The sequence below is a fragment of the Phreatobacter sp. genome, from assembly GCF_027532945.1.
Classification (GTDB): Bacteria; Pseudomonadota; Alphaproteobacteria; order Rhizobiales; family Phreatobacteraceae; genus Phreatobacter.
Map to the genome: position 1 here is coordinate 229,157 of NZ_JAPZTZ010000017.1, position 17,756 is coordinate 246,912.

A 17,756-nucleotide genomic window follows, 5' to 3' on the forward strand; every position below is an offset into this window, starting at 1 on the left:
CATGCGCATCGGCGTTGACCTCGGCGGCACGAAGATCGAGGTCCTCGCCCTGGGCGATCAGGGCGAGGAGCTGCTTCGACGGCGGGTGCCGACGCCACGGCACGACTATGACGCCATCATCGTCGCCATCGCTGAGCTGGTGAGAGGCGTCGAGGCCGATCTCGGCAATGCCGGCACGGTCGGCGTCGGCATTCCCGGTTCGATCTCGCCGGCCACGGGCCTCGTCAAGAACGCCAACACCACCGTTCTCATCGGCCATCCGCTCGACAGGGATCTCGGGTCGGCGCTCGGCCGCGAGGTCCGGCTGGAAAACGATGCCAACTGCTTCGCCCTGTCGGAGGCCGTTGATGGCGCCGCTGCGGGGGGCGGCATCGTCTTCGGTCTTATCATTGGCACGGGGGCGGGCTCCGGCATCGTCATCGACGGCAAGGTCCTGCGCGGCCGCCATCTCATCGGCGGCGAGTTCGGCCACAACGGCTTGCCCTGGCCGAGCGTCGCCGAGGTCGAGGAGGCGCCGGCCTGCTATTGCGGCCAGCGGGGCTGCCTGGAGACCTGGGTCTCCGGCACCGGCTTTACCGAAGACTTCCGCCGCGCCACCGGTCTTGCCGTTGCCGCGCCCGACATCGCCGCCGCCGCAGCCTCGGGGGATCCCGCCTCGCGCGCGGTCTACGAGCGTTATGTCTCGCGCCTCGCGCGCGGCCTCGCCCAGGCGGTCAACCTCATCGACCCGGATGTCATCGTGGTCGGTGGCGGCATGAGCAATGTTGCCGCGCTCTATGGCGACCTCCCAGCGGCGATGCGGCCCTACGTCTTCTCCGACGACTGCACCACGCCTATCGTCAAGGCGCGCTATGGCGACTCCTCCGGGGTGCGCGGCGCGGCCTGGCTCTGGCCTCCCGGTAACCCTGTCGCATGAGTGGCGCAGGCCCGCGCAAAAAAGCGTTGCGGCGTTCTGGACACCGCCGCCCGCCTCTGCTAGTGACCCGGCTCCCGCGGGCGACGCCCTCCGGGACGTGGGTGATTAGCTCAGTTGGTAGAGCAGCTGACTCTTAATCAGCGGGTCGAAGGTTCGAGTCCTTCATCACCCACCAAACTCTCCTCAGTCAGACATGATATGTCGCGGATCGGGCCATCGCCCGCTCCAGACCGGCATCGATTGCCGCGCGTGCGGCAGCCACCTGTCTTGGTGTCCGACCATCTCCGAAGGGCTTTCGGGGCGTGTCGCACCATGCGACAGACCGCGTCCATTGACGCGTCGTCACACCTATGTGCCAATACCTTAGGTTGATTCGATTGGGTCTTTTTCCACCATGATCCTGAAGCCGCTCAATGGAAAAAGCGGTGGACGGCTCGATCATACGATTGCTGCATCCTGGCCAGGATTCGCGGTTCATTCCAGCCGCCGCAAGACAGATTACAGCATCAATTATACGAGCCGCCCCGAGCACTACATCGCCCTTCACCACTTCGTCCGCCGCGATGGCGAGACGCGGATCGAAGGGGGGCCTGTGTCACCGCTGACCGACCTGCGCGGTAAGCTGACGCAGATCCCTGCGGGCTGCGAGGCGACCGGCTGGACCGTCGGGCCGGAAAATGACGGCCACGTCACCATGATGTTCTTCGATCCGGTGCGGCTCTCGGAGGACCTCGCCCGGCTCTATGAGACCTCGCCTATCCAGCCGAAGCTCTATTTCGAGGACCCCGACGTCGCCGACGCGCTGATGCGCCTCGATCGGCTGCTGCAGGAGGGCGAGGACCTCGCCGATCTCTATGCCGAGTCCATTGGCCTCTTCATCGCCGCGCGGCTGCTCGATCTCACCCGGCGCGAACAGGAGACGGAGCGGCCGGGCCTCACCTCCAAGTCGCGCATGGCGCTGCTGGACGATTACCTGCGCAGCAATATTGGCCGGCAGATCTCCATCGAGGATCTGGCAAACCTTGCGGGCCTCTCGCGATTTCACCTCATCCGGTCGTTCCGCGATGCTTTCGGCGTGACGCCCTACCAGTACCTGCTGCGGCTGCGGATGACCGAGGCGCGGCGGCTGCTGCTGTCGACGAACCTGCCGGTGGCGCAGATCGCGACCCGTGTCGGCTTCTCGTCCAGCACGCAGTTCGTGAAGATGTTCCGCTCCATGGAGGGCGTCACGCCGGGCAGCCTGCGCCAGCGCTGAGCGGCCTTACATGCCGCCGATCAGGGCGCCTGCCGGCCGACGGTCACGTCCGCGGCTGCGGGGCCGGGATGGCGGACGAGCGGGATGCGCTTCGCCACCAGCAGCAGGGCGTGCCAGTGGATGGCGAGCGTCACCCGCAGGGTGAGCAGCGGATGGGTGACAAGCAGCTTGACGAGGTTGCGGTCATTGAGGGGCCGGCGCTCGCCCGATAGCGAGGCGTAGACCATCGGCCCCGCCGAATCCTTGGCTGCGATATGAACGGCGACCTCGTCGCCCGGCGGCTGCAGGCGGAAGCGGTAGGTCATGTCCCGCGTCAGGAACGGCGAGACGTGAAAGGCCTTGGCGCTGTCCTGGACAATGGGGCGGGTCTCGCCCTCGGCGGGGATCAGGTAGGAATGGATCTCGCCGAAAGTGTTGTGCACCTCGTAGAGCGTCGCGGCGAGTGAGCCATCGGCGCGATGGCAGAAGAAGACGCTCAGCGGATTGAACCCATAGCCGAGAATGCGCGGCATGGTGAGGAGACGGATCGGGCCGCCTGATGTGTCGATGCCCGCCGCGGCGAGGCGTTCCTCCACCTGCAGACGCAAGGGCCGTCCCGAGCGGTCGCCATAGTCGGCGGTGCGGAAGGAGAAGACATTGGCGCGATCGCGCGAGAACAGGCGCAGCCGCGCGTCGAGGCCGTCGATCTCGTCGAGGTCGAGCAGCACCCAGAAGACGCGATAGGCGAGGGCATGGGGCCGTGGCCGGGTGCGACGGTGCATCACCCGGCCGACATAGAGGGCGCTCGCCCCGGTGTTCACGCCACCTCCGTCAGCGGCGTCGTCTGTGCCGGCAATACGATGCGGCCGGATTCGTCCGCCACCGACCAGGGCCGACGGACGCCGCCAATGTCCTCGGCGACGGCAAGGCCGGCCTGCAGGCCATCCTCGTGGAAGCCGGCGCCGAAATGTGCACCGCAGAACCAGGTCCGCCGCACGCCCTGTAGCGACCAGAGCCGCTGCTGGGCGGCGATGGCGGCCTTGTCGAACAGCGGATGCTCGTACATTTCCTCGCGCAGGACGCTGCCCTCACGCGGCGCCTTCGGCGGGTTGAGCGTGACGAAGAACTGCCGGTCCGGCGGCAGGTGCTGGAGGCGGTTCATCCAGTAGGTGACGGCGCAGGGGCCGTCCTGCGAGGCGCGCTCACCGATGTGGTTCCAGCTGGACCAGGCGGCGCGTCGACGCGGCATCAGCGCCTCGTCGGTGTGGAGGACGGTGAGGTTGCGGCTGTATCGGAAGGCACCGAGGAGGTCGTGCTCCTCGGGCGTGGGCTCGGCCAGCATGGCCAGCGCTTCCTTGGCATGGGTGGCGATCACCACCTGGTCGAAGGGGCGGCTCCAGCCCTGCTCGCCGTCGAGAATGACGCCATCGGCCGTGCGGCGGATGCGCGCAATGGGCATGCCGGAGCAGATCTCGCCGGTGAAGTCCTGCCTGAGCGCGGCGACATAGGAGCGGCTGCCGCCGACCACCGTCCGCCAGGCGGGACGGCCCGAGAGCTTCAGGAGGCCGTGATTGTCATGGAAACGAATGAAGGCGCTGGCCGGATAGGACAGGATCTCGGCGCAGGGGGCCGACCAGATGGCGCCGGCCATGGGCAGCAGATGGTCGTCCCGGAAGGCGCGGCCATAGCGCCCGGCATCGAGATAGTCGCCCAGGGAGATCGAGTGCGAGCGCAGTTCGGCTGCATCGCGCGTGGCGCTGCGATAGAAGCGCAGGAGGTCCTGCAGCATCGACCAGAAGCGTGGGCTGACGAGGTTGCGGCGCTGGGCGAAGAGCCCGCCGAGGCTGGTGCCGGAATATTCGAGCCGGCCACCATCGAGGGAGACGGCGAAGGACATCTCGGTGGCATGGGAGGCGACCCCGAGATGCTCGAGCAGCGCGCAGAAATTCGGGTAGGTCGCCTCGTTGAAGACGATGAAGCCGGTATCGACCGCGACCGGCCGGCCGTCGGCGCCGGGAACCTCCACCGTGTTGGCGTGGCCGCCAAGTCGGTCGGCGCGCTCATACAGGGTGACATCGTGGGCCCGGGAGAGGAGCCAGGCGGCGGAGAGACCGGAAATGCCGCTCCCCACCACGGCGATACGCTGACGTTGTCGGGCCATCGGACGCATTCAACTGCCTTTTCTCGTGGGAATGATAGGGGACTTACGCCCGGGCCGTGGCGACGGTTCAGCCGGGCGAGGATCGATCGGTTCCTTCACCCTGTCCACTGATCCGATGGCGATGGTACCGCGTAAAGGGGGACATGTCGGGTGCTCTTGCGATACACATTGATTTGTCGGCGCCGCGTTTCCGCGGCCCGCACAGACGTGCCGGTGCTGCCTTGGTTGATGCGAACGCTCTGATTCAGTCGATTGCCCAATCGTCCGATCGGCAAGCCTTCGTCAAACTTTTCGACCATTTCGCGCCGCGCGTGAAAGCGCTGCTCATCCGTCAGGGGACTCCGCCGGACCTCGCCGAGGAACTGGCGCAGGAAACCCTGCTGATGGTCTGGCGCAAGGCGGCGCTCTTCGATCCCTCGCGGGCTGGTGCATCGACGTGGATTGCGGCAATCGCCCGCAACCTTCGCATCGACGCCGCCCGCCGGGAGAAGCGGTCGCGGCTGCCAGAAGTCTTCGACATCATCCAGGGCGAGGAGCCCGAACAGCCGGACCAGGTCCTTTCGGGAAGCGAGCGCGACTCTCGTGTCCGGGCGGCCCTCACCAATCTGTCCCCCGATCAGCTCAGAGTCGTTCAGTTGGCTTTCATGGAAGGTCTCAGTCATCAGGACGTGGCGAAACGCCTGTCCATCCCGCTTGGAACCGTCAAATCGCGGCTGCGGCTCGCCATGGCCCGCCTGCGTGGCGTGCTGGAGGATCTGCGATGATCGCTTCTCATCGTCCGTCCGAGGAAACGCTGGCCGCTTTCGCCGCCGGCACGCTCGATGAGGGCCTTGCCCTCGTTGTCGCCGCCCATCTCGAGGTCAGCCCGGAGAGCCGGCGCGACCTCACCGAGATCGAGGCCGTGAACGGTGCCCTCCTCGACATGATCGAGCCCGAGGCCATGGAGGCCGACGGGGAGACGCTGCTGCGTGGCCTGCCCGCGCGGATCACCGAGCGCCTTGCCCCGCCTGTCGCCCCGCATGATGCGGCTGGCCTCAAGGTGCTGGCGCCTTACGAACTGGGCCGCTGGCAGACCGTCGGCCGTGGCGTGGCGCTGCGCCGGGTGACCGTGCCCGGTTCCGATGCGCGGGTCTTCATGCTGCGCGCCCAGCCCGGCACGCGCCTGCCCGCCCATCGCCACACCGGCGCGGAGTGGACGACCATCGTCGCGGGTGCCTACCAGCACGAATATGGCCGCTACGCCGCCGGCGACTTCGACGAGGCCGACGAGCGCCATGCCCACACGCCTGTGGTCGATGCGATCGAGGGCTGCACCTGCATCGTCGCGCTCACCGGCAATGTCCGTTTCGAGGGCTTTTTCGGCCGCCTGCTCCAGCCCCTCGTGCGGCTGTGACCCTCTGGGGCCTGGCGGCGGCGATCGCCGTCATTGCCGCCGCCATGAGCCTTATCATGGCGGGGGCCTGGGCGATCGAGAGGCGCACCGGCAATTCCGGCTGGGTCGATGTTACCTGGACCTTCGGCGTCGGGGTTACTGGCGCGCTCGCCGTGGCCCTGCCGCTCGGTGCTGGCCCTGTCGAAAGGCGGCTTCTGGTAGCGGCCATGGCCATCGCCTGGGCGCTGCGCCTCGGCCTGCACATTGCCGGCCGCACCCGTGGCATCACGGATGATGCCCGCTATGCCAAGCTCCGGCAGGACTGGGGTGACCAGGCCTCCTACCAGATGTTCCGCTTCCTGCAGATCCAGGCCGGCGCAAGCGTGCCGCTGGTCCTCGGCATCGTGCTGGCAGCCAACCGGCCGGGCGCGCTCGGCTGGCAGGATCTGCTCGGCCTCGCCGTCTTTGCCGCCGGCTGGATCGGCGGCGGCCTCGCCGACCGGCAGCTTGCCGCCTTCATTCGCGACGCCGCCAAGAAGGGGCCGATCTGCGATGTTGGCCTGTGGGCCTGGTCGCGGCACCCCAACTACTTCTTCGAATGCGTGCTCTGGGCGTCCTTTGCCATCATGGCCCTGTCTATCTCCGGCTATCCGCTCGGCTGGCTCGCACTCGGCGCCCCCGCGTTCATGACACTGCTTCTGACGCGTGTCTCCGGCATCCCGCCGCTGGAGGAGCACATGCTGCGCAAGCATGGTGCGGCGTTTGCAGCCTATCAGGCGCGCACCAGCGCCTTCATCCCCCTGCCGCCGCGTTCTGCGAAAGGTTGATTGCATGTCTCTGGTTGCCGGCCTCATCGCCTGGGGTGAACGCACGCCTGTCCCCGATGTGCTGACCCGCGCGATGATCGGCTGGCTGGTGGGGCGGACCGACCGCAGCCTCGCCGCCCAGGGCGCTGCCGACGATGCCGCCTTCGCCGCCGCCATGGACGCTTTTCCCGTCGCGATCCACACCGATGCCGCCAATGCCCAGCACTATGAGGTGCCCGCGGCCTTCTTCCTGAAGACGCTCGGACCGAAGCGGAAATATTCCTCCTGCTACTACGATGGCCCCGCCACCACGCTGGCCGAGGCAGAGGTGAAGGCGCTCGACCTCACCATGGACCATGCGGGCCTTGCCGACGGACAGCGCATCCTCGAGCTCGGCTGCGGCTGGGGCTCGCTGTCGCTGACCATGGCGGCGCGTTTCCCCGGCGCCACGATCACCGCCGTGTCGAATTCGCGTTCGCAGCGGGCCTTCATCGAAGGCGAGGCGGCCCGGCTGGGCCTGACCAACCTGACAATCGTCACCTCCGACATGAACGACTTCGCGGCCGACGGGCAGTTCGACCGGATCGTCTCGGTCGAGATGTTCGAGCACATGGCGAACTGGCGGGCGCTGCTCACGCGGGTGCGCTCCTGGCTGAAGCCAGATGGCCGGCTGTTCATCCATGTCTTCACGCACCGCACGGGCTCCTACCGCTTCGACGCTGCGGACAAGACCGACTGGATCGCCCAGCATTTCTTCACCGGCGGCCTCATGCCGGGCCATGGCCTCATCCGCCAGTTCCCCGACCTGTTCACCGTCGAGGACGAGTGGCGCTGGAGCGGCGAGCACTATCGCCGGACGGCCGAGGACTGGCTGGCGCTTTTCGACGCGCGCCTTGCGGAGATCGACCCGATCCTCACGCAGGTCTATGGCGAGGAGAATCTCGCTCTGTGGCGGCGGCGCTGGCGGCTGTTCTTTCTGGCGACCAGCGGGCTGTTCGGCCATGCGGGAGGCGACAGCTGGGGCGTCAGCCACTATCGGCTGAAGCCGACGCCCTGAAGGCAGCGCCTCAGATCCAGCCCCAGCCGGCGATCAGCACCAGCCAGCCATAGGCACCGGCTGCGACCAGCGCCGTCGCCACCGTGCCGTAGAGCACGTCGATCACGGTCAGCGTCGCTGTCCAGCACCGCAGCGTCGCATAGTTCGTCAGGTCGTAGGTGGCATAGGCGAGAAGGCCGAGGAAGCCACCATTGACCAGCGCCATGACGACACCGCCGCCCGCCAGAGCCGGCAGGACGGCGAAATGCACGACCCCGAGGGGAAAGAGGAAATAGAAGGCGAGGGCCGGCAGCCAGCGCAGATTGTCGAGCAGCAGGTCGCCGAGGGTCGGGCGATAGAGGATGCGGGCCATGTTCGACAGCCAGATCGCATCGAGCACGCCGAAGATGACCAGCGCCGCCACATAGCCCCACAGGAAGGTCATCGTTGGTCCTCACCCCTCGTGAGCACTCATACGCGTATCGGGGGCCTGGCGGTTCAAAAAACGCCAATTGGGAGGGCACTGTCGTCGTGAAGGCTGTACCGCAGATGGCGATGCAAGGGGTGCGCCAAGCCTCTCTTCAGAGACCGCCCTCGTGCCTCGATGCGGGTTTCATATCGTCTTCAGACGGGGGTGCGTGCGGGCTGGTGGAGCTAGGGGGATTCGAACCCCCGACCTCTGCAGTGCGATTGCAGCGCTCTCCCATCTGAGCTACAGCCCCGCCCGCGAGCGCGCCTTTTAGGCTGCGCCGATCATCCGGTCAAGGCGCTCCGCGCGTCATCCGCGGGAAAGCCCCGGCCGCCAGAAGGGCGCCGCGAACGGCGCCCGTTCGTCTCAGACATACTGCCCGTGGCAGTGCTTGTACTTCTTGCCCGAACCGCAGGGGCAGGCATCGTTGCGGCCGACCTTGCCCCAGGTGGAGGGGTCCTTCGGGTTGCGCTCGGCGCCGCCGCCGGCCGCCGTCGCCTGGAACGAGCCACCCGAGGCCGCACCCATCTGGGCGAATTCGTCGATGCCCGTGGTGGGGTCGATGTGGTGGGCGGTCATCGGGGGCAGGTCCGGCATGGGCGGCGGCTCCTGCAGCTCGACCAGGGCGAGCTGCTGGGTCGTCATCTCGCGCAGCCGCGCCATCAGCACCTCGAAGAGCTGGAAGGCCTCGGACTTGAACTCGTTGAGCGGGTCGCGCTGGGCATAGCCGCGCAGGCCGACCACCTGGCGCAGGTGGTCCAGCTGGACGATGTGCTCGCGCCACAGATGGTCGAGCACCTGCATCACCACCGCCTTCTCGATCTGGCGCATGATGTCCGGACCGAAGCGGGCGGCTTTGGAGGCCATCATCTCGTCCGCAGTCTTGGTGATGCGCTCGATCACCTCCTCGTCGGCGATGCCCTCCTCCTTCGCCCAGTCGGGGATCGGCAGGTCGAGGTTGAGGACGCGGTAGATCTCGTCCTTCAGCGTCGCGGTGTCCCACTGCTCGGCATAGGCATCCGGCGGGATATGGGCGTGGACCAGCGTCTCGATGACGCCATGGCGCATGTCCTGCACCATGTCGGAGAGGTCCTGCTGGCTCATCAGGTCGATGCGCTGCTCGAAGATGACCTTGCGCTGGTCGTTGGCGACGTCGTCGTACTTGAGGACGTTCTTGCGCAGGTCGAAGTTGCGGGCCTCGACCTTCTGCTGCGCCTTCTCCAGCGCCCGATTGATCCAGGGATGGACGATGGCCTCGCCCTCCTTGAGGCCGAGCTTGGTGAGCATGCCCTCCATGCGGTCCGACCCGAAGATGCGCATCAGGTCGTCCTGGAGGGAAAGATAGAACTTGGAGCGGCCGGGATCGCCCTGGCGGCCGGAGCGGCCACGCAGCTGGTTGTCGATGCGGCGGCTCTCATGGCGCTCGGTGCCCATGATGTAGAGGCCGCCGGCAGAGAGCGCGCGCTGCTTCAGCTCCGCCACCTGCTCGCGGATCGCCTTGGCCTTGGCCTCCTTCTCGGGGCCATCCTCCATGCCGGCGAGTTCGGCCTTGATGCGCATGTCGGAATTGCCGCCGAGCTGGATGTCGGTGCCGCGGCCGGCCATGTTGGTGGCGATGGTGATGGCGCCGGGAACGCCCGCCTGGGAGACGATGAAGGCCTCCTGCTCGTGGTAGCGGGCATTGAGGACGGCGAAGACCTTCTCGGCGGCCGAGCCCTGGTCGCCGTCATAGAGCGGGGCGAAGGCCTGCGGGTCCTCGAGGTCGACCTGCTTGAATCCGGCTGCCTTCAGCATCTCGGCGAGCGTCTCGGACTTCTCGATGGAGGTGGTGCCGACCAGTACTGGCTGGCCCTTGGCGCGGGCCGCCTCCACCTCGACGATGATGGCGTTGTACTTGTCCTGGACGGTCTTGTAGACCTCGTCGTCCTCGTCGAGGCGGGCGATGCCGCGGTTCGTCGGGATCTCCACCACCTGCAGCTTGTAGATGTCGAGGAATTCGTCTGCCTCGGTCAGCGCCGTGCCGGTCATGCCGCCGAGCTTGCCGTACATGCGAAAATAGTTCTGGAAGGTGATGGAGGCGAGCGTCTGGTTCTCCGGCTGGACCTGGACGCGCTCCTTGGCCTCAAGGGCCTGGTGGAGCCCTTCCGAGTAGCGACGGCCCGGCATCATGCGGCCGGTGAACTCGTCGATGATGACCACCTCGCCGTTGCGGACGATGTAGTCCTTGTCGCGCTGGAACAGCTTGTGGGCCTTCAGCGCCTGGTTGACGTGGTGGACGGTCGAGACGTTCTCGACGTCATAGAGATCGCCCTTGACATAGCCGGCCTCGACCAGGGCGCGCTCCATCTTCTCGTTGCCGCTCTCGGTGAGGGCCGCGGTGCGCTGCTTCTCGTCGACCTCGTAGTCACCCTTGTCCAGAACCGGGATGAAGCGGTCGATGGTGGCGTAGAAGTCGGAGCGGTCGTCGAGCGGGCCGGAGATGATCAGTGGCGTGCGCGCCTCGTCGATGAGGATGGAGTCGACCTCGTCGACGATGGCATAGGCGTGACCGCGCTGGACCATCTCCTCGACGGAGTACTTCATGTTGTCGCGCAGGTAGTCGAAGCCGTACTCGTTGTTGGTGCCGTAGGTGATGTCGCAGGCATAGGCCTCGCGGCGCTGCTGGTCGTCGAGGCCGTGGACGATGACGCCGGTGGTCATGCCGAGGAAGCCGTAAACCCTGCCCATCCATTCCGCGTCGCGGCGGGCGAGGTAGTCGTTGACGGTGACGACATGCACGCCCTTGCCGGCGAGGGCATTGAGATAGACGGCGAGCGTGGCGACGAGGGTCTTGCCCTCGCCGGTCTTCATCTCGGCGATGGCGCCCTCGTGGAGGACGATGCCGCCGATCATCTGGACGTCGTAGTGACGCTGGCCGAGGACGCGCTTGGCCGCCTCGCGAACCGTTGCAAAGGCCGGCACGAGCAGGTCGTCGAGGCTCTTGCCCGCGGCAAGCTGGGCGCGGAACTCGTCGGTGCGCGCCCGCAGCGCCTCGTCGGAGAGCTTCTCGAGCTCTGGCTCGAGGGCGGCGATCGCCTGGATTCGGGGGCGATAGCCCTTCACGCGACGGTCGTTGCCGTTGCCGAAGATCCTGCGGGCGAGCGCGGCGAGCATGAGATGTCCTTCGCTTGGGGCGCGGTTGGCGGAGCCTGTCAAACCGGTTGGTCGTCCCAACCGTCCCGATGGTTCACGCCAGTGTCCGGCCCCGAGAGGGCGGGCGAGGGCGCCAGCGCGCCCCGTTCCGGGATCCCGGTGGGATGCCGTCGGCGCGCACGGAACGGACCGCGGCACACGACAACTCGGGACAGATATGGACGGTGCCGAGGGTTGTCAATTCGGCCTGAAACGGGCATTGCTGCGACAACCGGCGGGATATGTCCCGCGCCGGCGCGGCGCCTCGCGCAGGCGGCTGTCGCATGGCCACCTTCAAAGCGCCACAGGCTGGCGCTCCCATGACCGGGATCACCCCCCGGACCCTTTCGCCACGCACAAGGCCGACATGACGATGACAGCCCGCCTTCTCCTTTCCGCCGCCATGATGACCCTGGCGCTCGCCGCTCCCGCCCTCGCCCAGGCGCCCGCGCCCGCCGCCCCCGCAGCGCCTGCCCCGGCGCTGACGGCGCCTGCTGACGGCATCCTCGCCCGCGTCCAGGGCGTCGAGATTCGCCAGGCTGACCTCGATGCGGCAGAGGAGGACATCGGTGGCCAGGCGACGGCCCAGATGAGCCCCGAGCAGAAGCGCGACTATCTCCTGTCCTTCGTCATCGACCTGACGCTGGCCGCCAAGGCGGCCGAGCAGCGCAATGTCCAGAACGGTCCGGACTTTGCCCGCAAGCTGACCTATTACCGCAACAAGCTGCTGGTCGAGACGCTGCTCAACGACGAGACCCGCACCCGGGTCACCGAGGCGGAGATGCGCAAGATCTACGACGAGCAGCGCGCCCGCATCACGCCGGAGGAAGAGGTCCGCGCCCGCCATATCCTCGTGGAGACCGAGGACGAGGCCAAGGCGCTGATCGCCCAGATCCGCGGCGGCGCCAATTTTGAGACCATCGCGCGCGAGAAGTCCAAGGACCCGGGTGGCCAGCGCAATGGCGGCGACCTCGGCTTCTTCACCAAGGCGCAGATGGTGCCCGAATTCGCCGAGGCCGCCTTCGCCATGCAGCCGGGCCAGCTCTCCACCGCGCCGGTGAAGAGCCAGTTCGGCTGGCACATCATCAAGCTGGAGGAGCGCCGCCAGCGCGAGATCCCGAGCTTCGAGCAGGTGCGCGGCCAGATCGAGGATTTCCTCACCCGCCGCGTCCAGGCCGATCTCGTCCAGCGACTGCGGTCCGAGGCTCAGGTCCAGCGCTTCGTGGCCCCGCTGCAGGCCCCGGCCCCCGGCGCTGCGCCGGCGACGCCGCGTCCCTGATCCCTCATCCAGCCGATATCGGAAGGGCCGGTCGATGTGACCGGCCCTTCGTCATTTTGACAGTCTGTTTCTGTTCGTTTCCGGCGGCCACACCGTTTCTTAAGCGCAGGCGGGCTATCACCGTCGCGGTGGACGCTCCGGCAGGGGCCGGCGCCCCGCGGGAGACCGCCTCGTGTCGGTGATGGGTTCCGAGGAAGCGCAGATGGGGCGCGGCGCCAAGACGCTGCTCTCCCCTTCCGGCGTTGCCGGACGGATCAAGGCCTTCCTCGGAGACAAGTCCGACCAGTCCGTGGCCCAGCGCATGGCGGGCGCGGCCTTCGTCATCCGCGTCCTCTCCGCCGGCATTGCCTATGTCAGCCAGGTGCTCATGGCCCGCTGGATGGGCGGGTCGGAGTTCGGCACCTATGTCTCGGTCTGGGTCTGGGTGCTGCTGATCGGCCATTTCTCCAATGCCGGCCTTGCCTCGGCGGCGCAGCGCTTCCTGCCGGCCTATGCCGAGACGGGGGACCAGGCGGGCCTGCGCGGCTTCATTTCCGGGGCGCGCCGCCTCGGCTTCCTCATCGCCACGGCGGTCGCCGTCATCGGTCTCTTGGTGCTCTGGCAGTTCGGCTCCTGGCTCTCCGGCGACATGGTGATGCCGCTGGTGCTTGCTGCGCTCTGCCTGCCGATGTTCGTGCTGACCGACATCCAGGACGGCATCGCCCGCTCCTACAACTGGACCGACCTTGCCCTCGGACCGCCCTATCTCATCCGCCCGGTGATCCTTCTCGCCACCATGGCGGGCGCCCATGTGGCGGGGTTCCCCACCAATGCGGTCGCGGCCATGGCCTGCGCCGTCGTCGCCACCTGGCTCGCGGCCGTCGTGCAGGTTCTGCTGCTCAACCGCCGCCTCGGCCGTGAGGTCGCGCCCGGCCCCAATCGGATCGAGCCGCTGACCTGGCTTCGGACCAGCCTGCCGATCTTCCTCGTCGAGACCTTCTATCTCGCGCTCACCTATACCGACGTCGTGCTGCTGAAGCAGCTCGCGGGGCCGGAAGAGGTCGCGGTCTACTGGGCGGCCGTGAAGACCCTTGCGCTTGTCGCCTTCATCTATTTCGCCGTGGCGGCCGCCGCCGCGCACCGGTTCAGCGAGTATCACGTCGCCGGCGACCGGGAAAAACTGGCGGATTTCCTGCGCGCCTCCATCCGCTGGACCTTCTTCCCCTCGCTTGCCGCCACCATCGTCATCCTGGCGCTGGGCAAACCGTTCCTGATGATGTTCGGGCCGGACTTCGTCGCCGGATACCCCGCCATGTTCGTCGTTTCCATCGGCCTCCTCGCCCGGGCGGCGGTGGGCCCGGTGGAGCGGCTGCTCACCATGTCCGGCCACCAGACGGCCTGCGCCCTCATCTATGCCTTCGCCTTCGGCACGGCGGTGGTCCTCTGCCTGGTGCTCATCCCGCCGCTGGGCATGATGGGCGCGGCGATCGCCACGGCCACGGCGCTGACGCTGGAATCGATCCTGCTCCTGTGGATCACCACGGCGCGGCTCGGCCTCTCTCTCGGCTTCTGGTCGAAACCGGCCACCGCATGACGCTGCTGGACACGCGCCTTGCACCGACGATCGCGCCGCCGCTCCAGCCGGAGGCCGGCCCGTCCGGCATGGGCGCGGTGGCGCTCCGCTGGGTACCGGCGCCTCAGTGGGACGCGGTCGAAGAGGACTGGCGCCGCCTCGCTGCCAGTGCCGAGGGGCCTGTCTTCCTCGCTCCTGCCTTCGCGCTGGCGGCCCGCGCCATCGATCCCCAGGGTCTTGGTGCCTTCATCGTGACGCGCGACGGCGCGCCGATCGGCCTTGTCGCCGGGCGCTTCGGGCTCGCCGGCACGCTCTTCTCGCTCTGGACCCATCCCTATGCACCCTCGGGCGGGCTGATGGCCCTGCCCGGCGAAGCGGCGACGGTGATGGATGCCTTGCTGGCCGACCTGGCGCGCCGCGGTGTTGCGGCCCTCCATTGGCCGATGGCCGATGATGCGAGCTGGGGCGCGGTGGCGCCGGCGCTGGGCGGCCATACCGTTGCGGTTCTCGACAGTCACCGCCGGGCCGTCCTGATCACGAACGCTCCCCCGCTCGCAAAGGATCACCGGCGCCTTGCCCGACGCCTCGCCGAGACCGGTCGCCTCGAGACCGTGTCCACCGCGACCGGCCATGACCTCGACGCGGCCCTCGATGCCTATCTTGCGCTGGAGGCGCAGGGCTGGAAGGGGCGCGCCGGCACCGCGATGGAGGGGAACATCGTCACGGCCGGCTTCTTCCGTGCTGCCGTCGGCGGCCTCGCCCGCGCCGGACAGGCGCGCATCGACCTCACCCTGCACGATGGCAAGCCCATCGCCGCAGGGGTCGTGCTGCGGTCCGGATCCCGCGCCTGGTACTGGAAGACGGCCTATGACGAGGCCTTCGCGCGCTTTTCGCCGGGCCTGCTGCTCTCCCATGCCATCGGCGAGGCGACGCTCGCCGAACAGGGTGTCGCCCTCGTCGATTCCTGCGCCGTGCAGGGCCATCCGATGATCGACCGCATCTGGCCGGAGCGCATGGCGATCACCAGCCGCCTCGTCGCCGTGCGGGACGGCTCGCCAGACTGGCGTTTCCATGCCGTTGTCGCGCTGAAGTGCGGCCTCACTCAGGCGAAGGCTCGGGCCAAGCAGCTGCTGAAGCGCTGAAGGCTCAGGCGCGGTCGCGCAGCAGCCGCCGGATGACCTTGCCCGTCGTGGTCATCGGCAACTCGTCGATGAACTCCACCTCGCGTGGATAGGAATGGGCGGACATGCGCGTCTTCACGAAGTCGCGGATGTCGCTGGCGAGCTCTGAAGAGGGTTCGACGCCGGTCTTCAGCACCACGAAGGCCTTGACGATCTCGGTCCGCAGTTCGTCCGGCTTGCCCACCGCAGCGGCGAGCGAGACGGCGGGATGCTTCAGCAGCGTGTCCTCGATCTCGCCGGGGCCGATGCGGTAGCCGGCCGACGTGATGACGTCGTCGTCGCGGCCGACGAAGTGGATATAGCCGTCGGCATCGGCATGGCCCTGATCGCCGGTGGTCATCCACTCGCCGATGAACTTGTCGCGCGACGCCTCGGGGCGTCCCCAATACTCCAGGAACATCACGGGGTCCGGCCGCCGCACGGCGATCTGACCGGTCTCGCCGGGATCGCAGACCGACCCATCGGGGCGGATGACCGCGACCTGATGACCCGGCACCGGCTTGCCGATGGCCCCGGCGCGCGAGACGCCGAGCGCACCGGAGGAGGCGAGCACGAGATTGCACTCGGTCTGGCCATAGAACTCGTTGATGGTGAGGCCGAGCGCCTCGCGGCCCCAGTCATAGGTCGGCGCGCCGAGCGCCTCGCCGCCGGAGGCGAGGGTGCGCAGCTTGAGGTCGTGGCGCGATCGGGGATTGTCGACCGAGCGCAGCATCCTCAGGGCGGTTGGCGGGACGAAGGCGTTGCGCACCTCCATCTCGGCCATCAGCGCGAAGGCCTCGTCGGCGTCGAACTTCTCGAACTTGCGGGCGACGACCGGCACGCCGAAATGCAGGGCGGGGAGCAGGATGTTGAGTAGCCCGCCGGCCCAGGCCCAGTCGGCGGGCGTCCACATGCGGTCGCCCGGCTGCGGAAAACCGTCATGCGGCATCTGCACGCCGGGCAGGTGGCCGAGCAGCACCCGATGGGCGTGGAGCGCGCCCTTGGGCTGGCCGGTGGTGCCGGAGGTGTAGATCATCATCGCCGGATCGTCGGCGGCCGTGTCGACGGCGGTGAAGGCGGGCGAGGCGCGCTCCAGGCCCGCGTAGAAGTCGTCGACGCCGTCGGCGGCACCGTCCACCGACAGGACGAGCGAGAGCTCGCCCAACTGGTCACGGATCTGCGCGACCTTGGCGACACCCTCGGCATTGGTGACGAGGGCGCGGGCGCCGGAATTGCCAAGGCGATAGGCGAGAGCGTCGATGCCGAAGAGGGCGGCGAGCGGCACGGCGATGGCGCCCATCTTGTAGATGGCGATGTGGGTGATGGCGGCGGCGGCGCCCTGTGCCAGCACCAGCGCGACGCGGTCACCGCGCTTCACGCCGCGGGCGGCGAGGACATTGGCGAGGCGGTTCGAGGCCTCCTCGAGCCGGCCATAGGTGACCGGCTCGACGCGCCCGTCCGGCTTCTTCCAGAGGATGGCGACGCGGTCCGGCTCGACGGCCGCCCAGCGCGTGCAGACGTCTGCGCCGATATTGTAGCGGTCGGGCACGGTCCAGCGGAAATCGCGGACGAGGGCGTCGTAGTCGCTGTGGGGAGGCAGCATGGCAGTCACTCTCACGATGGCCGCTGTGCTACTCCACCGGACGCCTGCGGTCGAGTCAGCCCTCCGTCGGGGCCGGGGCGAGGGGCACCAGCACCGCGCTGCCGCCTGCGACGAGCACCTCGCCGGTCTCGCTGACGGCGAAGATTTCGGCGGTGGTGAAGACCTGACGGCGCCCGGCCTTGACGACCCGGCCACGGGCGACGAAACGCCCGCCCGTCGCCGGTGCGTAGAAGTCGACCGCGCAATGGGATGTGACCACCGGTCCCGCGACGGTCGCCGCGGCATAGCCGCAGACCGTGTCGACAAGGCCCTGCGTCACGCCGGCATGGAGATGGCCCGCATGGTTGGCGAGGTCCGGCCGCGTGGTGAGTTCGATCTCGGCCCGGCCCGCTTCAGCCAGGGTGGGGGTGAACCCCGCCCAGCGGCTGAAGGGGCTGGCTGCGTTGATGGCTGTCAGGCGCTCGAGCAGCGTCATTGCCGGTTCCCCTGATGTCAGGCTGCGCGTGAGCGTTGCCGGTGCAGGCGCCACAGCCAGAGCGCGCCGAGGCCCAGCCAGACGACATAGGCGGCGTGGCGGAACAGGATCGGACCGGGACCTGACTGGCCGACGATGAGGGCCATGTCGAAGAAGGGCAGGGCGGCGCCGACACCGAACATCAGGGCGAGCGCCGGGATGTTCCCGAATGCGGCCAGAGCGATGGCGATGACTCCGAGGAGCATGGTGCGGCTGCCATAGACCTGTACCCACAGCGCGTCCGTGCCACCGAGGGCCGGGAGGCCGAAGCCGCCCGATGTGGTGAGCGGAATGGCCACTGCCCGGAGGCCGAGCGCCACGAAGGCGAGGCCGGACAGGGCGGCGAAGATCAAGGCTGGCTCGCGCCAGAAGGGGCGGTTGGTGGGGATCGTGGCCAGGGACGGCAGCGGCTGGGTCATCGGAACATCGGTCATGGGGGCGTCTCCTCTCGTGGGTCGCAGGTGCCATTATAAATAACGATCG

At 68.1% G+C, this 17,756-nt stretch carries 16 protein-coding genes and 2 tRNA genes; 10 read left to right on the forward strand and 8 right to left on the reverse strand.

Annotation, left to right across the window (positions count from 1 at the left end; all coding sequences use genetic code 11):
• Nucleotide 1: 1 nt before the first annotated feature.
• The 3 genes from O9344_RS14225 to O9344_RS14235 all read left to right on the forward strand — a co-directional run bounded on the left by O9344_RS14225 (nucleotide 2) and on the right by O9344_RS14235 (nucleotide 2,171).
• Complete coding sequence (locus O9344_RS14225; protein WP_298478459.1) at nucleotides 2-916, forward strand: ROK family protein; 915 nt, start codon at nucleotides 2-4, stop codon at nucleotides 914-916.
• A gap of 99 nt (nucleotides 917-1,015) precedes the next feature.
• Nucleotides 1,016-1,091, forward strand: a tRNA-Lys gene (locus tag O9344_RS14230).
• 417 nt (nucleotides 1,092-1,508) lie between these two features.
• Nucleotides 1,509-2,171, forward strand: a complete 663-nt coding sequence (locus O9344_RS14235) for an AraC family transcriptional regulator (RefSeq protein ID WP_298478462.1) — start codon at nucleotides 1,509-1,511, stop codon at nucleotides 2,169-2,171.
• A 20-nt stretch (nucleotides 2,172-2,191) separates the two neighbouring features.
• On the opposite strand, the gene O9344_RS14240 is transcribed toward O9344_RS14235, so the two are convergent.
• Together O9344_RS14240 and O9344_RS14245 are read right to left on the reverse strand one after the other, a co-directional pair.
• The gene (locus tag O9344_RS14240; protein WP_298478465.1) at nucleotides 2,192-2,971 is read right to left on the reverse strand and encodes a DUF1365 family protein; all 780 of its coding nucleotides are present in this window, start codon (nucleotides 2,969-2,971) and stop codon (nucleotides 2,192-2,194) included.
• Nucleotides 2,968-4,311, reverse strand: a complete 1,344-nt coding sequence (locus O9344_RS14245; RefSeq protein ID WP_298478468.1) for an NAD(P)/FAD-dependent oxidoreductase — start codon at nucleotides 4,309-4,311, stop codon at nucleotides 2,968-2,970. Before O9344_RS14245 ends, O9344_RS14240 begins: the two co-directional genes overlap by 4 nt.
• Before the next feature lie 143 nt (nucleotides 4,312-4,454).
• Here O9344_RS14245 and O9344_RS14250 point away from each other — a divergent pair, with 143 nt between their 5' ends.
• The 4 genes from O9344_RS14250 to O9344_RS14265 are packed head-to-tail and all read left to right on the forward strand — an operon-like array spanning nucleotide 4,455 to nucleotide 7,546.
• Entirely contained in the window at nucleotides 4,455-5,075 is a 621-nt protein-coding gene (locus O9344_RS14250) for a sigma-70 family RNA polymerase sigma factor (RefSeq protein WP_298478471.1), read from the forward strand.
• Nucleotides 5,072-5,704, forward strand: coding sequence for a ChrR family anti-sigma-E factor (locus O9344_RS14255; RefSeq protein WP_298478473.1), 633 nt, complete (start codon nucleotides 5,072-5,074; stop codon nucleotides 5,702-5,704). Before O9344_RS14250 ends, O9344_RS14255 begins: the two co-directional genes overlap by 4 nt.
• Nucleotides 5,701-6,510, forward strand: coding sequence for a DUF1295 domain-containing protein (locus O9344_RS14260; protein WP_298478475.1), 810 nt, complete (start codon nucleotides 5,701-5,703; stop codon nucleotides 6,508-6,510). The genes O9344_RS14255 and O9344_RS14260 overlap by 4 nt, the downstream gene beginning before the upstream one ends.
• 4 nt (nucleotides 6,511-6,514) lie before the next feature.
• Nucleotides 6,515-7,546 (forward strand): cyclopropane-fatty-acyl-phospholipid synthase family protein, encoded by a 1,032-nt coding sequence (locus tag O9344_RS14265; RefSeq protein WP_298478477.1) that lies wholly within the window; start codon nucleotides 6,515-6,517, stop codon nucleotides 7,544-7,546.
• A 10-nt stretch (nucleotides 7,547-7,556) separates the two neighbouring features.
• Here the strand turns inward: O9344_RS14265 and O9344_RS14270 are convergent, their stop codons facing one another.
• The 3 genes from O9344_RS14270 to secA all read right to left on the reverse strand — a co-directional run bounded on the left by O9344_RS14270 (nucleotide 7,557) and on the right by secA (nucleotide 11,147).
• Nucleotides 7,557-7,970, reverse strand: coding sequence for a DUF2177 family protein (locus tag O9344_RS14270; RefSeq protein ID WP_298478480.1), 414 nt, complete (start codon nucleotides 7,968-7,970; stop codon nucleotides 7,557-7,559).
• A 201-nt stretch (nucleotides 7,971-8,171) separates the two neighbouring features.
• Nucleotides 8,172-8,247: transfer RNA gene (locus tag O9344_RS14275), tRNA-Ala, on the reverse strand.
• Nucleotides 8,248-8,360: 113 nt separating this feature from the next.
• Nucleotides 8,361-11,147 (reverse strand): preprotein translocase subunit SecA, encoded by a 2,787-nt coding sequence (gene secA / locus O9344_RS14280; RefSeq protein ID WP_298478483.1) that lies wholly within the window; start codon nucleotides 11,145-11,147, stop codon nucleotides 8,361-8,363.
• A gap of 385 nt (nucleotides 11,148-11,532) precedes the next feature.
• Here secA and O9344_RS14285 point away from each other — a divergent pair, with 385 nt between their 5' ends.
• From O9344_RS14285 to O9344_RS14295, 3 genes are all read left to right on the forward strand, one after another.
• Nucleotides 11,533-12,444 carry a peptidylprolyl isomerase gene (locus O9344_RS14285; protein WP_298478486.1) on the forward strand — a complete coding sequence of 304 codons (912 nt, stop codon included), beginning with the start codon at nucleotides 11,533-11,535 and terminating at the stop codon, nucleotides 12,442-12,444.
• A gap of 181 nt (nucleotides 12,445-12,625) precedes the next feature.
• Nucleotides 12,626-14,017: a lipopolysaccharide biosynthesis protein gene (locus O9344_RS14290; protein WP_298478586.1), complete on the forward strand. Its 1,392-nt coding sequence runs from the start codon at nucleotides 12,626-12,628 to the stop codon at nucleotides 14,015-14,017.
• Entirely contained in the window at nucleotides 14,014-15,138 is a 1,125-nt protein-coding gene (locus O9344_RS14295) for a GNAT family N-acetyltransferase (protein ID WP_298478489.1), read from the forward strand. The genes O9344_RS14290 and O9344_RS14295 overlap by 4 nt, the downstream gene beginning before the upstream one ends.
• Before the next feature lie 4 nt (nucleotides 15,139-15,142).
• Here the strand turns inward: O9344_RS14295 and O9344_RS14300 are convergent, their stop codons facing one another.
• The 3 genes from O9344_RS14300 to O9344_RS14310 are packed head-to-tail and all read right to left on the reverse strand — an operon-like array spanning nucleotide 15,143 to nucleotide 17,707.
• A complete protein-coding gene (locus tag O9344_RS14300; protein WP_298478492.1) occupies nucleotides 15,143-16,759 on the reverse strand; it encodes an AMP-binding protein in 1,617 nt (538 codons plus the stop codon).
• Nucleotides 16,760-16,814: 55 nt separating this feature from the next.
• Complete coding sequence (locus O9344_RS14305) at nucleotides 16,815-17,234, reverse strand: PaaI family thioesterase (protein ID WP_298478497.1); 420 nt, start codon at nucleotides 17,232-17,234, stop codon at nucleotides 16,815-16,817.
• Between the two features lie 17 nt (nucleotides 17,235-17,251).
• On the reverse strand, nucleotides 17,252-17,707 hold the full coding sequence (locus O9344_RS14310; RefSeq protein ID WP_298478500.1) for a DUF4267 domain-containing protein: 456 nt from the start codon (nucleotides 17,705-17,707) through the stop codon (nucleotides 17,252-17,254).
• Nucleotides 17,708-17,756: the final 49 nt, after the last annotated feature.

What these genes read in the sequence shown, in the direction of transcription:
- O9344_RS14295 (WP_298478489.1), top strand. Translation starts at nt 14,014, where the DNA reads ATGACGCTGCTGGACACGCGCCTTGCACCGACGATCGCGCCGCCGCTC.
- O9344_RS14225 (WP_298478459.1), top strand. Translation starts at nt 2, where the DNA reads ATGCGCATCGGCGTTGACCTCGGCGGCACGAAGATCGAGGTCCTCGCC.
- O9344_RS14290 (WP_298478586.1), top strand. Translation starts at nt 12,626, where the DNA reads ATGGGTTCCGAGGAAGCGCAGATGGGGCGCGGCGCCAAGACGCTGCTC.
- O9344_RS14255 (WP_298478473.1), top strand. Translation starts at nt 5,072, where the DNA reads ATGATCGCTTCTCATCGTCCGTCCGAGGAAACGCTGGCCGCTTTCGCC.
- O9344_RS14250 (WP_298478471.1), top strand. Translation starts at nt 4,455, where the DNA reads ATGTCGGGTGCTCTTGCGATACACATTGATTTGTCGGCGCCGCGTTTC.
- secA (WP_298478483.1), bottom strand. Translation starts at nt 11,147, where the DNA reads ATGCTCGCCGCGCTCGCCCGCAGGATCTTCGGCAACGGCAACGACCGT.
- O9344_RS14245 (WP_298478468.1), bottom strand. Translation starts at nt 4,311, where the DNA reads ATGGCCCGACAACGTCAGCGTATCGCCGTGGTGGGGAGCGGCATTTCC.
- O9344_RS14300 (WP_298478492.1), bottom strand. Translation starts at nt 16,759, where the DNA reads ATGCTGCCTCCCCACAGCGACTACGACGCCCTCGTCCGCGATTTCCGC.
- O9344_RS14285 (WP_298478486.1), top strand. Translation starts at nt 11,533, where the DNA reads ATGACGATGACAGCCCGCCTTCTCCTTTCCGCCGCCATGATGACCCTG.
- O9344_RS14265 (WP_298478477.1), top strand. Translation starts at nt 6,515, where the DNA reads ATGTCTCTGGTTGCCGGCCTCATCGCCTGGGGTGAACGCACGCCTGTC.
- O9344_RS14270 (WP_298478480.1), bottom strand. Translation starts at nt 7,970, where the DNA reads ATGACCTTCCTGTGGGGCTATGTGGCGGCGCTGGTCATCTTCGGCGTG.
- O9344_RS14310 (WP_298478500.1), bottom strand. Translation starts at nt 17,707, where the DNA reads ATGACCGATGTTCCGATGACCCAGCCGCTGCCGTCCCTGGCCACGATC.
- O9344_RS14305 (WP_298478497.1), bottom strand. Translation starts at nt 17,234, where the DNA reads ATGACGCTGCTCGAGCGCCTGACAGCCATCAACGCAGCCAGCCCCTTC.